The following is a 14233-nucleotide window of genomic DNA, read 5'->3' on the forward strand; positions in this document are numbered from 1 at the left end:
GGCAAGGTCGGCGCCGACCTACTTTCAGGAGACGATAAATGACTGATATCCAGCAGATTCCCCTCAAGACGATCAATGGGACGGACGCCAGCCTGGCGGATTATGCTGGCCAGGTGGTGCTGGCGGTCAATGTCGCCTCCAAATGCGGGCTGACCCCGCAATATGAGGGGCTGGAAAAGCTCTATGCCGACTATAAGGCCAAGGGGCTGGTCGTGGCAGGTTTTCCCGCCAATGATTTCGGCGCGCAGGAGCCGGGCAGCAACGACGAGATCGCCAGCTTCTGCACCACCAATTTCGGCGTGGATTTCCCGATGTTCGAAAAGATCGTCGTCACCGGCCCCGAAAAGCATCCCCTCTACGCCGCATTGACCAGCGCGCAGCCTGAAGCGCAGGGCGAGGGCGACGGGTTTCGCGAAAAGCTGAAAGGTTATGGCATGACACCGACCGAACAGCCCGAAGTCCTGTGGAATTTCGAGAAGTTCCTGATCGGCAGGGACGGTAGCGTCGCCGCCCGTTTCGCGCCGACGACGGCGCCTGACGACCCAGCGCTGGTCGCCGCGATCGAGGCGGAACTGGCCAAGTGATTCGGTCGCTGATCGCGGGCGCGCTGCTGTTGGGCGGCGCGCCGATCGCCCATGCGGCGCTCAGCCCGGCCGAGCGCAAGATCGGAGCAAGCGTGGAGGCGGGCTATGAACCGTCCGTCGTGCTGCTCGAAAAACTGGTGAACCAGAATAGCGGATCGATGAACTTTCCGGGCGTGAAGGCGGTAGCCGACATGCTGCGCCCGGAGTTCGAGGCGCTGGGCTTTGCCGTGACGTGGAAGCCGATGGATGCGGCCAAGCGGGCCGGTCATCTGATTGCGGTCCACAAGGGCAGAGCCGGCACGACGAAGATGCTGTTGATCGGCCATCTCGACACCGTGTTCGAACCGGATTCGCCGTTCCAGACCTTCGTGCGCGAAGGCGACTTCGCCCGTGGCCCCGGCGCAGCCGACGACAAGGGCGGGGTGGCGACGATGCTGCTGGCGTTGAAGGCCATGCAGGCAGCAGGCACGCTGAAGACCGCCAATATCGAAGTGGTGCTGACCGGCGACGAGGAGGATTCGGGCGATCCCGTCTCGATCGCGCGCGCTGATCTGGTCGCGGCGGGCAAGCGCGCCGATGTCGCGCTCGATTTCGAGGGGCTGTCCCAGGAAGACGGCAAGGACATGGGCTCGATCGCCCGCCGCTCCTCCAACAGCTGGACGCTGAGCGCGACGGGCAAGTCGGGCCATAGCTCGGGCATCTTCTCCGAAAAGGCGGGGGATGGCGCGATATATGAACTGGCGCGGATCATCACGGCCTTCCGCAAGGAACTGCCCGAACCGAACCTGACCTTCAATGTCGGGCTGATCGGCGGCGGCCAGAGCGCGGAGGTGGACAAGGACGGCGTGCGGATCGCGGTGACGGGCAAGACCAACATCATCCCGCCGGTCGCGGTGGCGAAGGGTGATTTCCGGACGCTGAGCGAGGAGCAGACCAGCCGGGTGCAGGCGAAAATGCAGGCGATCGTCGACAGCGGGCACCTCAACGGCACGTCGGCCAGCATCACCTTCGACCTCGGCTATCCGTCGATGGCGCCCACTGATGGCAACAGGGCGTTGCTGGCCAAGCTGAACGGCATCAACCGCGACCTGGGCCTGGCCGAAATGCCCGCGCTCGATCCGCTCAAGCGCGGCGCGGGCGACATCGCCTTCGTCGCGCAGGATACGGACGGACTGGTCGGGCTGGGGCCGGCTTCCAGTGGCGACCATAGCCCGGCGGAGAAGGTCGATCTGGCGAGCATGAAGCGTCAGGCGAAGCGCGCCGCCATATTGATGAGCCGGCTGGCGGCGGAGCCGGGACGGAAGTGATGTCCGGCCGTCATCCCCCGCTGGGCGGGGATGACGGTCATGACTGACGACGAACGGGGTCGGGTTCGCGCCGGGCCTTGGGACCGATGGCCTGACACGGCTGCTCGGTAGAGGGGGCGAGGGCGCTTGCGCGCAGGATACCCGACTTCGTTCGCAATGCCGATTCACACGAACGCCATCCGGCTGTAGGGATGGTCTCATGCTTCCACATTCGCCGCTGCTCCCCCCGTCGATCGGTCCGGTGCTTGAAACATTGAGCATCATCGGCACATTCGTCTTCGCCGCATCGGGCGCGCTGGCCGCCGCGCGGCTGCAGCAGACACTCGTCACCTTCGCCTTCTTCGCGCTGGTGACGGGAGTGGGCGGCGGCACGGTGCGCGACCTTCTGATCGGGGCGCCGGTCTTCTGGGTGGTGGACGCGGTGCCGGCGATCGCCTGCATGGCGGCGGCGCTGGTCGTCTGGTTCACCCCGCGCCGCTGGTGGAAGGAGCGGGCGCTCGACTGGCTAGACGCGGTGGGCCTGGCTGCTTTCGCGGTGTTCGGCGCGGCCAAGGCGATGAGCTTCGGCGTGCCGCCTTTCGTCGCGGGCATGATGGGCGTGGTGACGGGCTGCGTCGGCGGCATCATGCGCGACCTGCTGGCGGGCGAGCCGTCGATCCTGCTCAGACCCGAACTCTATGTGACGGTGGCTGCCTTTGCGTCGGGGCTGTTCGTGGCGCTGCGCTGGATCGGGCTGGACATGCCGGTCGCCGGTATGATCGCCGCGCTGCTGGGCTTCGCGCTGCGGGCGGCGGCGATCCGGCGGGGGCTGGGGTTGCCGGTCTATCGGGATGAGCAGGGGTAGGGCGATTTCTGATCCGATGCAATCGGATCAAAAACTAGCGACCGTCCCGGAGTGGGCCGGGAACTGCCGCGCTACCGACAGCGCTATGCTCGATCCCAGTGGGGCTTGCCAACATATTCGTCCCACCTTCAGTCCGGGTTGCTCTGCTGGCGGCCAGAAGTATCGCGATGCAGGCAAATATCAGAACGATAAATCTCGGGAAGAACAGCATTCCGTCAAGCATCGCCATCGCCAGCAGCGCGTCGAGCATGGCCAGCACGGGCATGAGGTCGGGTCGCGCTAACACCGCCTGATGGGCGTGCCATATGGCTCGGACGAGAAGATAGAGGGCAGGAATGGTGCCGACCAGCCCCCAACTCAGCAGGAACTGAAGAATGGCGTTATGAGGCTGGAGATGCGGAAACACGCCCGCAGGCGCCAGCCAGATGGACGCGCCTTCCCCCGCGCCGAAAAGGGGGTGCTCAAGCCACAGCGACGCCATTGATGACCACAGGTTCACGCGGCCGCCCATTGCTGCATTCCCGCTCGACACATCCTTCGCTTCGAACAGCACAAAATAGGGGTCGCCAAACGGCAGCAATGACGTCGCCAGCATATAGGCGACGAAAAGGCAGGCCGACGTCCCGATCATGAAGATCAGGTTGGGACGTGTGCGGGCAAACAGGGCCGCGATCGGCAAGGCGCATATGATCCCGAACACCGCCGCCCGTGTGCCCGACCAGATTGCCATCCCCGCAAGCAGGATGATGGCCAGATAATGCCATGCCGAGGCGCGTTTTTCATTGGAGGCCAGCCATGTCTCGCCGAGCATGAAAGCCAGAACGGCCCCACAGAAGGCGCCGAACAAACGGCCCGATATGAAGCCCGGTATGGCAACGCCCCAGCCAAAGGGCGAGTCGCCCATCGATATGCCCTCGGACGCCGAGAGGAAATGCCAGGCCGTCAGAAGGGAGAGCGCAAACAATGCTGCAATAACCGGAGCGATGAGACGCGAGATGCTCTCGCGAGGGACAACACTCAAACTACCGTAAATGGCAGCGCCGAACGCCAGATGTACAATCCATCTGAGCGTCAGCGCCATTGAACCAAAGGTATTTGGGGATGTGAAGAAAGCGCTCCACCAGAAGACGCAAAGAAATGCAATCAGCGCGATCCTGATATTTCGATCCAAATCGGCGTAGATTTCGCGAAATTTCACACCTTTGTGGAGGGCGAGCAGCACGAATGCAACTTCCGCCGCAAGAAATACCACGCCCAGCTGTCGGGAGAAATTCAAGCCGGGGGAAGGAAGCGAAATTGAGTATGTTCGATATAACAGGCCGCAAATGACGAGCCCGGCAGCAATCAGCCAGCCTATGACGGACATTGTCGCGAGACTGTTTTTTTGCGTCATGTGGTCGCCCCCCCCCCGCAGCAGGGTTTAGCTGCGATAGGTAAAGGATTTACAATCCTTCTCGCAATTCCAGGACAGGTTTGGCGGTCAGGCTGTCGATCGAAGTCCCTATCGCCACAATCCCGCCAGCAACGCCAGCACCCCGCGTTCCTCCGCCGCGTTGCGCGACTGGGGTGCGCCGTAGCCGCGGCATTCAAGGCAGTCGGCGCGAACGCCCGCGCCCGTGACCAGCGCCTTCACATCGGCCACCGCCTGGCTGGCCCAGCCGCGCTGCACCCATGCCTGGCGGGCGAGCATGTCGCGGGGGGCGTCGGCGTCGTCCTGCTCGCGGTCGACGATCGACTGGATGAACTGGGCGAACTTGTCGGGCTGCTTCTCGATATAATAGGGCTTCGCCTGGGCGGGATCGAGCTTTGCCCGTCGCGCCGCTTCGGCGATGGCATCCTCCAGCCCGCCGAAGCGGTCCACCAGCCCGATCTGGCGCGCGGTGCCGCCGTCCCAGACGCGGCCCTGTGCGATAGCGTCGACGGCTTGCGGTGACTTCTTGCGCGATTGCGCGACCAGGCCGACGAAGCGGCGGTAGATGTCCTCGACGCCCAGTTGCATGACCTGGTCGAATTCGGGCGTGGTGCCGCCGGTGATGTCGGGCTGCCCGGACAGCGGCGTGGTCCGCACGCCGTCGGTGGTGATGCCCATCTTCGCCAGCGTGCCTTCGAAGCTGGGGATGATGCCGAACACGCCGATCGATCCGGTGATCGTGTCCGGCTCGGCGAAGATCATGTCGCCCGGCGTCGATACCCAATAGCCGCCGCTCGCCGCGACATTGGCCATGGAGACGACCACCGGCAGCCCGGCCTTCTTGGCCTGGAGGATGGCGCCGCGAATCTTTTCCGACGCCATGACCGATCCGCCCGGCGAATCGACGCGCACCACCAGCGCCTTGAGCTGCTTTTCATCCAGCGCAGTCAGCAGCAGATCGGAAATGGTGTCGCCCGCCGCCGTGCCTGGGCCGGCTTCGCCATCGACGATGTCGCCCGCGACGGTCAGTACACCGATCTGGCCGTCATTGGCGGGCTTGCGCGCCTTCACATAGGCGCCGAGGTCGATGCTGGCGAAGCTGCCCTCCTTGACGCTGGAGGCTTCGCCCGCGATCTGCGCGACGCGTTCGCCAAATGCGGCCTCGTCGCCCAGCCTGTCGGCAAGTCCCGCCGTCAGCGCCGCCCTGGCCATATTGCCATTGGCGGCGCGGGCGGCGGCGGCGGGATCCCGGGCATAGGCGGCGATCTTCGCTTTCGGCCGCGCCTTCGCCACCTCGTCCTGCCAATTCTGCCACAGCGCGCCGGCAAGCGCCTGGTTCGCCTGCTTCGCTTCGGGCGATTGATCGGTGCGGGTGAAGGGCTCGACGAAGCTCTTGTAGGTGCCGACGCGATAGACATGGGTATTGACGCCCAGCTTGTCGATCAGCCCCTTATAATAGAGATTGGAGCCGCCCCGCCCCATGATGGCGACGCCGCCCAGCGGGTCGCTCCAAATCTCGCTGGCATGGGCGGCGAGCTGATAGCTGTCGTCGGTATAGAGAGTGGCGTAGGCCAGCACCGGTTTGTTCGCGGCGCGCACCGCGTCCAGCGCCTTGCCGACGCGCGCGATCGCGACCTGGCCGCCGCCCAGGAAGCCATCGAGGTTCAGCACCACCGCTTTCACCTTGCCGTCGCTCTTCGCCGCATCGAGCGCGGCGACGACGTCGGACAGGCGATATTCCTTCGCCTCCGGGCCGGATCCGCTCAGCAGGGCCATTGGGCTGACCTCGGCCGGTTGCTCCACGATGCTGCCGTCCAGGTCCAGCAGCAGCGCGCCAGAACCGATGGCCTTGCCCGGCGTCGGCGAAAAGGACAGGGCGGCATAGAGAGCGCCGAAGAAGAGCAGCAGGAAGAGCAGGACGAGGCCGTCCTTGATCGCGACCAATATGCGCCAGGCGCCCTTCACAAATGCCAAATCGTCGCGTCCTTATCCCTGAGCGGTCGTGCAACCGCTATCGCATCGCCCGACCGACTGCAATGTGGGCCTGAACCGAGCGCCCGCAAGGGTTGCGCCCGCGATTTTGCCCGTTATGGGGAGCGCAACGAACGCCCACGCGCAGGAGACGTGCCCCATGCCCACTCTCGTCCTCATCCGTCACGGCCAGTCGGCCTGGAACCTGGAAAACCGCTTCACCGGCTGGTGGGACGTGGACGTGACCGAGAAGGGGGCAGAGGAAGCCCGCGCGGCGGGTCGCCTGATGAAGGACAAGGGGCTGGACTTCGACCAGTGCTATACCTCGCTCCAGACCCGCGCGATCAAGACGCTGAACCTTGCGCTGGAGGAAATGGGCCGGCTGTGGCTGCCGGTCGAGAAGGACTGGCGCCTGAACGAGCGCCATTATGGCGGCCTCACCGGCCTGGATAAGGCGGAGACGGCGGCGAAGCATGGCGACGCGCAGGTCAAGATCTGGCGCCGCAGCTTCGACATCCCGCCCCCGGTGCTGGAAGCGGGCAGCGAGTTCGACCTGTCGAAGGATCGCCGCTATGCCGGTATCGCCATCCCCTCCACCGAAAGCCTGAAGGACACGATCGCGCGCGTGTTGCCATATTGGGAAAGCCGGATCGCGCCCGACCTGAAGGCCGGCAAGCGCGTGCTGATCTCCGCCCACGGCAATTCGCTGCGCGCGCTGGTGAAACATCTGTCGAACATTCCGGACGACGAGATCACCGAACTGGAAATCCCGACCGGCCAGCCGATCGTCTATGATCTGGCGGACGATCTGAGCGCGATCGAGCGCTACTATCTGTCGGAACGCTGAAGCCCCTGTTCGTTTCGAGCGAAGTCGAGAAGCGGCCGGCGCAGCGCTTCTCGTTTCCCGACATGCTCGAAACGAACGGGTTTTGAGCCGAATCTACATTGCCCCTTGGCGGCCCGGCCGCTAAGGGGCTTTGCTTTCCGGGCGGCCCGATGAACCGCCTTGTCAGGGGAAGCGATATGAGCGGGGCAGTTGAGGTCGGCATCATCATGGGCTCGCGGTCCGATTGGGACACGATGCGCCATGCCGCCGAAACGCTGGAAGCGCTGGGCGTGGCTCATGAATGCAAGGTCGTGTCCGCCCATCGCACCCCGCAGCGTCTCTATGATTATGCTGGCCAAGCGGTCGGCCGTGGCCTCAAAGTCATCATCGCCGGCGCGGGCGGCGCGGCGCACTTGCCCGGCATGACCGCGTCGATGACGCGCCTGCCCGTGCTGGGCGTGCCGGTCGAATCCAAGGCATTGAAGGGCATGGATTCGCTCCTTTCCATCGTCCAGATGCCCGGTGGCATCCCGGTCGCCACGCTGGCGATCGGCAAGCCCGGCGCGATCAACGCCGGCCTGCTGGCCGCCGCGATCCTGGCCACTCATGACGCGGCGCTGGCCGAGCGGCTCGACGCCTGGCGCGCGCGCCAGACCGATGCCGTCGCCGAAACCGTCGAAGACTGATAGACAAGAGAGACATGACGACCATCGCGCCCGGCTCCACCATTGGCATTATCGGCGGCGGCCAGCTCGGCCGGATGATCGCCATGGCGGCGGCGCAGCTGGGCTATCGCACCTGCATCTACGCGCCGGAGGACAGCGGCCCCGCCGCCGACGTCTCGCCCTGCTGGACGCGCGGCGCCTATGAGGATGCCGCTGCGCTCGCTGCCTTTGCGGATCGGGTCGACGTCGTCACCTATGAATTCGAGAATATCGATCCGGCGGCGGTCGAGGTGCTGGCCTCCCACGGCCTGGTCCGCCCCGGCGCGCAGGCGCTGCGTGTGGCGCAGGACCGGCTGGCGGAAAAGCGCTTCGTCTGCGACCTGGGCGGCCTGACCGCCCCCTTCGCGCCGGTGGAGAGCCTGGACGAGCTGGAGAGCGCGATCGAGCAGGTCGGCAGCCGCGCGATCCTGAAGACCAACCGCATGGGCTATGACGGCAAGGGTCAGGCGCGCCTGTCGGAGCCGGGCGATGCCGTGGGCGCCTGGAACGCCATCGGTCGCCAGAGCGCCATCCTCGAAGGCTTCGTCACCTTCGCCGAGGAATTTTCGGTGATCCTGGTGCGCGGCGCGGATGGCGAGGTGCGCTTCTGGGACTCGTCCGCCAATGTCCATGTGAACGGCATCCTTGCGACCTCGACCGCGCCCGCTGGGCCGCTGATCGAGGGGCAGATGGAACGGGCGCGGGCGATGGCGCGCAAGATTGCCGACGCGCTCGACTATGTCGGCGTGCTGACCTGCGAATTCTTCGCCAGCGCCGATGGTCCGGTCTTCAACGAGATGGCGCCGCGCGTCCACAATAGCGGCCACTGGACCATCGAGGGCGCGGTGACGAGCCAGTTCGAGAATCATGTTCGCGCCATATGCGGCCTGCCGCTGGGCGACACCGCGCTGGCCGCATCGCGCGTGGAGATGCGCAACCTGATCGGCGACGAGGCGCATGAGTGGCAGGCGATCCTGTCGGACCCGGCCAATCACCTCCACCTCTATGGCAAGCATGAGGCGCGCCCCGGCCGCAAGATGGGGCATGTGACGCGGTTGTCGCTGTAATATTCATCGGACAGGTAGTTGGATGAACCGCACGCACATCACCCTCGTCCTCGCCCGCGCCGACAATGGCGTGATCGGCCGGGACGGCGATCTTCCCTGGCGCCTGCCTGCCGATCTCAAGCATTTCAAGGCCGTCACCGCCGGCCATCCGATGCTGATGGGGCGCAAGACCTTCGACAGCCTACCCGGACTGCTGCCTGGCCGCCGCCATATCGTCCTGACGCGCGACACGGCATGGACCGGCGAGGGGGCGGAGGTCGTCCATGATGTGGACAGCGCCCTTGCCTTGGCCGATGCGCCGGTCCTGATGGTGATCGGCGGCGCGGAAATATACCGCCTGTTCCTTCCGCTGGGCGACCGGATCGAACTGACCGAAGTCCATCTGGATGCCGAAGGCGATACCGCCATTCCCTATCCTGATCCCGCCGTCTGGCGCGAAACGGCGCGCGCCGATCACCCCGTGCTCGACGGGCGGCCGGCCTACAGCTTCGTGACCTTCGAGCGGCGCTGATGTCTGCGAGCGGCTGAAACATGCCGTCCATTGCCACGCTTCCCACGCCCCCCTATAGGCGCGCCATGGAGCGGCTTTCTAGCAGCGCCCCGATCCCCGCTCATCTGCGCGGGAGCGTCATGGCGCTCGGCAATTTCGACGGCTTTCATGCGGGCCATCAGGCGGTCGTCGGCCGCGCGATCGAGCGCGCCCGCGCGGAGGGCCGCCCGGCGATCGTCGCGACCTTCGATCCCCATCCCATGCGGCTGTTCCAGCCCGATACGCCGCCCTTCCGCCTGACCACGCTGGACCAGCGGCAGGCGTTGTTCGCCCGCGCGGGCGCCGACGCGATGCTGGTCTTCGATTTCACCCATGACCTCGCCGCGCTCGATCCAGCCGCCTATGTCCGGCTGCTGGCCGACAATCTGGGCGTCGCGGCGGTGGTCACTGGGGAGGATTTCACCTTCGGCAAGGGGCGCAGCGGCACGATCGCCACCTTCGCGCAGCTTGGCCTGCCCGCCGAAGCGATGGCGCCGGTGACGGACGGGGAGGGGGTGATTTCCTCCAGCCGCATCCGCGATGCATTGCGCGCCGGCGATTGCGCCACCGCCACCCGCCTGTTGACCCGGCCCTTCGCGATCGAGGGGGTCGTCCAGCATGGCGACAAGCTGGGCCGCACCATCGGCTTTCCCACCGCCAATATCGACATGGGCCCCTATCTTCGCCCGGCCTATGGCATCTATGCCGTGCGCGGGCTGCTGGCCGATGGCCGGGTGCTGGACGGTGCGGCGAATCTCGGCATCCGGCCCAGCTTCGACCCGCCCAAGGAATTGCTGGAGCCGCATTTCTTCGACTTCGCCGAAAGCCTCTACGACCAGGTGATCGGGGTGCAGCTGATCCGCTATCTCCATGGCGAGCTGAAATATGACGGCCTCGACGCGCTGATGGCCGGGATCGCGCGGGACTGCGAGCAGGCGCGGCAAATCCTTGCGGGAACGCCCCACGTCGCGTAGGGCGACGGGCACGTTTTTCCTCACCCGTTCGGGCTGAGCCTGTCGAAGCCCTGTCCTTTCTCCGGAAGGGAAGCGCTGCCCTTAGACAGGCTCAGGGCGAACGGATCATAGAGATTTTGCACGGACACCCATGACCGACGCACCTGACTACAAGTCCACCGTCTTCCTGCCCGTCACGGACTTCCCGATGAAGGCCGGCCTCGCCCAGAAGGAACCGGCCATCGCGGCGAAGTGGGAGGCGATGGACCTTTATGGCAAGCTGCGCGAGAAGCGCGCCGGCCGCGAACGCTTCCTGCTGCATGACGGCCCGCCCTACGCCAATGGCGACATCCATATGGGCCATGCGATGAACAAGGTGCTCAAGGACATCATCGTCCGCTCGCAATCCCTGCTCGGCAAGGATGCGCCCTATGTGCCCGGCTGGGACTGCCATGGCCTGCCGATCGAATGGAAGATCGAGGAAGAATATCGCAAGAAGAAGCTGAACAAGGACGAGGTTCCCGCGCAGGAATTTCGCGCCCAGTGCCGCGCCTATGCCGACAAGTGGGTGGACGTGCAGAAGGAGCAGTTCAAGCGGCTGGGCGTGATGGGCGACTGGTCCGATCCGTACCTCACCATGAAGTTCGATGCCGAGGCGACCATCGTTGGCGAACTGCTGAAATTCGCGGAAAGCGGCCAGCTCTATCGCGGCGCCAAGCCCGTCATGTGGTCCCCGGTCGAAAAGACCGCGCTGGCCGAGGCGGAAGTGGAATATGAGGACATCGTCTCGACCCAGATCGACGTGGCGTTCGAGATCGTGGAAGCGCCGAACGCGCCTGAACTCGTCGGCGCCCATGCGGTGATCTGGACCACGACGCCCTGGACAATCCCTGTGAACCAGGCTTTGGCTTATGGGCCGGAGGTTGAATATTCCATCGTTGAAGTCAGTCTCGGTGTTTCTGACGCTGGTGATGGAAATCTCTCGCTCGAGCAGCGGCGTAACCCGCTGATGCAGGCGCTAAACTTCAAGCGCTTGTTGGTAGCAAATGAACTCGTTGCTCATTTGCGCGCTCGCATGAACAATGATCTACGTGACAAGAGCACGCAGCCCGAAGTCTCTCTTAATGCTCAATTGAAGGTGGTCGGGCAAGTAAAAGGCTCCGACCTCGCCGGTGCCGTAGCCCGCCACCCGATGCACGCGCTTGGCGGCTTCTTCGCCAAGCCCCGTCCGTTCCTCGCGGGCGATTTCGTCACGACCGATGCGGGCACCGGCCTCGTCCACATGGCGCCCGATCATGGCGAGGACGACTTTGCGCTGTGCAAGGCGCACGGCCTGAACCCTGTCTTTGCGGTGGAGGGTGACGGCAAATATCGCGCCGACTGGCTCTGGCTGGGCGGGCAGGGGTCTGTCATCAACCCGAAGTTCGTCAGCAAGGACGGGCCGATCTGCACCGACCTGCGCGAAGCGGGTGGGCTGCTCGCCGCGTCGGACGACTTCAAGCACAGCTATCCGCATAGCTGGCGGTCCAAGGCGAAGATCATCTTCCGCTGCACCCCGCAATGGTTCATTCCCATGGATCAGCCGCAGGAAGGCGCGGTGGTCGATGTCGAGGGTGGCGTGCTGCCGACCCCGATCGTCACCGGCAACGGCCCGACCCTGCGCGAAGTCGCGCTCGACGCGATCGCGCATACCCGCTGGGTGCCCGAGCGTTCGACCAATCGCATCCGCTCGATGGTGGAAGGCCGCCCCGACTGGGTCATCAGCCGCCAGCGCGCCTGGGGCGTGCCGATTGCCCTCTATGTCCATCGCAAGAGCGGCGACTATCTGGTTGATCCGGCGGTCAACGCCCGCATCATCGAAGCGTTCAAGGGTGCCGGCGCGGACGCCTGGTTCGGCGCCGATCATCAGGCGCTGCTCGGCCCCGACTATGACCTTGCCGACTATGAGGTCGTGAACGACATTCTCGACGTCTGGTTCGACAGCGGCTCGACCCACAGCTTCGTCGTTGAGGGCCGCTATGGGGAAGGCACGCGCGCCGACCTCTATATCGAGGGATCGGACCAGCATCGCGGCTGGTTCCAGTCCTCGCTGCTCGAAAGCTGCGGCACCCGCGGGCAGGCGCCCTACAAGGCGGTGCTGACCCACGGCTTCGCGCTCGACGGGTCGGGCAAGAAAATGTCCAAGAGCCTTGGCAATGTCGTCGATCCGCTCAAGATCATGAGCGAAAGCGGCGCGGATATTCTCCGCGTCTGGGTCGCCAGCACCGACTATTTCGACGACGTCCGCATAGGCAAGGAAGTGCTGGCCGGTTCGTCCGACGCCTATCGCAAATTGCGCAATACTTTCCGTTACATGCTTGGCGCTCTTTCCGATTATGATGAAGAGACGGAAGCGGTGTCCTATGCCGAGATGCCGGAGCTGGAGCGCTATATGCTCCACCGCCTGGCCCAGCTCGACGCCGAACTGCGCGCCGTGGTGGACAAGGCAGCGAAGAGCGAGAACTGGCTGGAGTTCAGCCGCTACACCCGCGCCATCTTCGACTTCGCGAACAGCGACCTCAGCGCCTTCTTCTTCGACATCCGCAAGGACTGCCTCTATTGCGATGCGAAGTCGGACCCCAAGCGCCGCGCCTATCGCACGCTGCTCGATACGCTGTTCCATGCGCTGGTCCGCTATGTCGCGCCGATCATCCCCTTCACCGCTGAGGAAGTGTGGCAAAGCCGATTCCCAAGTGACGAAGATAGCGTCCATTTCCTGGAATGGCCGGAGATCGACCATCACTGGATCAACCAGCATCTGGACGACAAGTGGACGCTGCTGCGCGACCAGCGCGAACAGGTCAATGAAGCGATCGAACCCTTCCGCCGCGAAAAGATCATTCGCTCCAGCCTGGAGGCCGACGTGACCATGGGTGAATTGCTGCCCAGCGACGGTGTGAACTTCGCCGAAATCGCCATCGTCGCCCGGATCGACATGGGCGTCGGCGACGGCATCATCGTCAAGCCCAGCGACTGGCACAAATGCGGCCGCTGCTGGCGGCTCCTGCCCGAAGTGACGGAGGACGGATCGCTCTGCAACCGTTGCGACGATGTGCTGAAGGCCAACGCATGACCGCGCCCGTCAATCACCGCCCGCTGGGCCTGACCGTCGCGATCGTGACGCTCGCGCTCGACCAGCTCATCAAATATACCGTCACCTATCCGCTCGCGCTCAAGAGCCGGGCGGAGGTGGGGATCGACATTCTCCCGATCTTCCGCTTGCGCTGGCTGGAAAATCGCGGCGTCTCCATGGGCTTCTTCCATGCCGATACCGAAGCGATGCGCTGGGCGCTGGTCGGCATGACGATGCTGATCGCCGGCTTTGTCGGTGTGTGGATGTGGCGCGAGCGCGCGCGGCAGGATGTCGCCGCGCTGGGCCTGGTCCTGGGCGGGGCGATCGGCAACATCGTGGACCGGGTGCGGCTGGGCTATGTCGTTGATTATGCGGACCTGCACTTCGGCGAATGGCGACCCTTCCTGATTTTCAACCTGGCTGACGCGGCCATCACGATCGGTGTGCTGATCCTGCTTGCGCGGGCGCTGCTGCTGCGCGACAAGGGCGCAAAGACGGAGACTTTGAAGTGAAGCGTAAACTGATCCTCGCCGCTGGCCTTATCACGACCCTGTCGGCCTGCGGTGGCGGCGGCGGCCTGTTCAACCGCGAGCGCCCCGATGAATTCGCCGTCTCGCGTCAGGCGCCGCTGGTGATTCCGCCCGACTTCGCGCTGGTCCCGCCCGCGCCAGGCACGCCGGCCGCCGCCGCGGTCGATTCGCGCAGCGAAGCGATGCAGGCCATGTTCGGCGGCCCCGCGCCGCGCAGCGCGGGCGAAAGCGCCACGCTGGGCGCCGCCGGTCGCGCCAATGCCGCCGCGGGCATCCGCTCCTCGGCTGGCGATCCGGACACGCAGGTGGTCGACAAGGGCGCGACCACCCGCGACATCATCGCTGCCCCGGAAGGCGACGGGCAGGACGCCCGCGCCGCCGTGCCGCAGCAATAA

At 65.1% G+C, this 14233-nt stretch carries 13 protein-coding genes; 11 read left to right on the plus strand and 2 right to left on the minus strand.

Annotated features, from left to right (window positions below; all coding sequences use genetic code 11):
- Positions 1-38 precede the first annotated feature (38 nt).
- The 3 genes from K3M67_RS03545 (at position 39) to K3M67_RS03555 (ending at position 2735) form a co-directional block, all read left to right on the plus strand.
- Positions 39-584: a glutathione peroxidase gene (locus K3M67_RS03545; RefSeq protein ID WP_285832301.1), complete on the plus strand. Its 546-nt coding sequence runs from the start codon at positions 39-41 to the stop codon at positions 582-584.
- Positions 581-1891: a M20/M25/M40 family metallo-hydrolase gene (locus tag K3M67_RS03550; RefSeq protein WP_066858293.1), complete on the plus strand. Its 1311-nt coding sequence runs from the start codon at positions 581-583 to the stop codon at positions 1889-1891. Before K3M67_RS03545 ends, K3M67_RS03550 begins: the two co-directional genes overlap by 4 nt.
- 199 nt (positions 1892-2090) lie before the next feature.
- Entirely contained in the window at positions 2091-2735 is a 645-nt protein-coding gene (locus K3M67_RS03555) for a trimeric intracellular cation channel family protein (RefSeq protein ID WP_066858296.1), read from the plus strand.
- 34 nt (positions 2736-2769) lie between these two features.
- On the opposite strand, the gene K3M67_RS03560 is transcribed toward K3M67_RS03555, so the two are convergent.
- Entirely contained in the window at positions 2770-4128 is a 1359-nt protein-coding gene (locus tag K3M67_RS03560; RefSeq protein WP_285832302.1) for an O-antigen ligase family protein, read from the minus strand.
- Between the two features lie 108 nt (positions 4129-4236).
- Positions 4237-6120 carry a signal peptide peptidase SppA gene (gene sppA / locus K3M67_RS03565; RefSeq protein WP_285832303.1) on the minus strand — a complete coding sequence of 628 codons (1884 nt, stop codon included), beginning with the start codon at positions 6118-6120 and terminating at the stop codon, positions 4237-4239.
- 157 nt (positions 6121-6277) lie between these two features.
- Here sppA and gpmA point away from each other — a divergent pair, with 157 nt between their 5' ends.
- From gpmA to K3M67_RS03605, 8 genes are all read left to right on the plus strand, one after another.
- Positions 6278-6964 (plus strand): 2,3-diphosphoglycerate-dependent phosphoglycerate mutase, encoded by a 687-nt coding sequence (gene gpmA / locus K3M67_RS03570; RefSeq protein WP_066858306.1) that lies wholly within the window; start codon positions 6278-6280, stop codon positions 6962-6964.
- A gap of 176 nt (positions 6965-7140) precedes the next feature.
- Positions 7141-7629: a 5-(carboxyamino)imidazole ribonucleotide mutase gene (gene purE / locus K3M67_RS03575; RefSeq protein ID WP_285832304.1), complete on the plus strand. Its 489-nt coding sequence runs from the start codon at positions 7141-7143 to the stop codon at positions 7627-7629.
- A gap of 14 nt (positions 7630-7643) precedes the next feature.
- Entirely contained in the window at positions 7644-8714 is a 1071-nt protein-coding gene (locus K3M67_RS03580; protein ID WP_066858312.1) for a 5-(carboxyamino)imidazole ribonucleotide synthase, read from the plus strand.
- 22 nt (positions 8715-8736) lie between these two features.
- Entirely contained in the window at positions 8737-9225 is a 489-nt protein-coding gene (locus K3M67_RS03585) for a dihydrofolate reductase (protein WP_066858314.1), read from the plus strand.
- 65 nt (positions 9226-9290) lie between these two features.
- Positions 9291-10217 carry a bifunctional riboflavin kinase/FAD synthetase gene (locus tag K3M67_RS03590; protein WP_285832305.1) on the plus strand — a complete coding sequence of 309 codons (927 nt, stop codon included), beginning with the start codon at positions 9291-9293 and terminating at the stop codon, positions 10215-10217.
- Positions 10218-10347: 130 nt separating this feature from the next.
- Positions 10348-13308, plus strand: a complete 2961-nt coding sequence (gene ileS / locus K3M67_RS03595) for an isoleucine--tRNA ligase (protein ID WP_285832306.1) — start codon at positions 10348-10350, stop codon at positions 13306-13308.
- Positions 13305-13820, plus strand: coding sequence for a signal peptidase II (gene lspA / locus K3M67_RS03600; protein ID WP_066858323.1), 516 nt, complete (start codon positions 13305-13307; stop codon positions 13818-13820). The genes ileS and lspA overlap by 4 nt, the downstream gene beginning before the upstream one ends.
- Positions 13817-14233 carry a DUF3035 domain-containing protein gene (locus tag K3M67_RS03605; protein ID WP_066858326.1) on the plus strand — a complete coding sequence of 139 codons (417 nt, stop codon included), beginning with the start codon at positions 13817-13819 and terminating at the stop codon, positions 14231-14233. Before lspA ends, K3M67_RS03605 begins: the two co-directional genes overlap by 4 nt.

It is taken from the genome of Sphingobium sp. V4, from assembly GCF_029590555.1.
GTDB lineage: Bacteria > Pseudomonadota > Alphaproteobacteria > Sphingomonadales > Sphingomonadaceae > Sphingobium.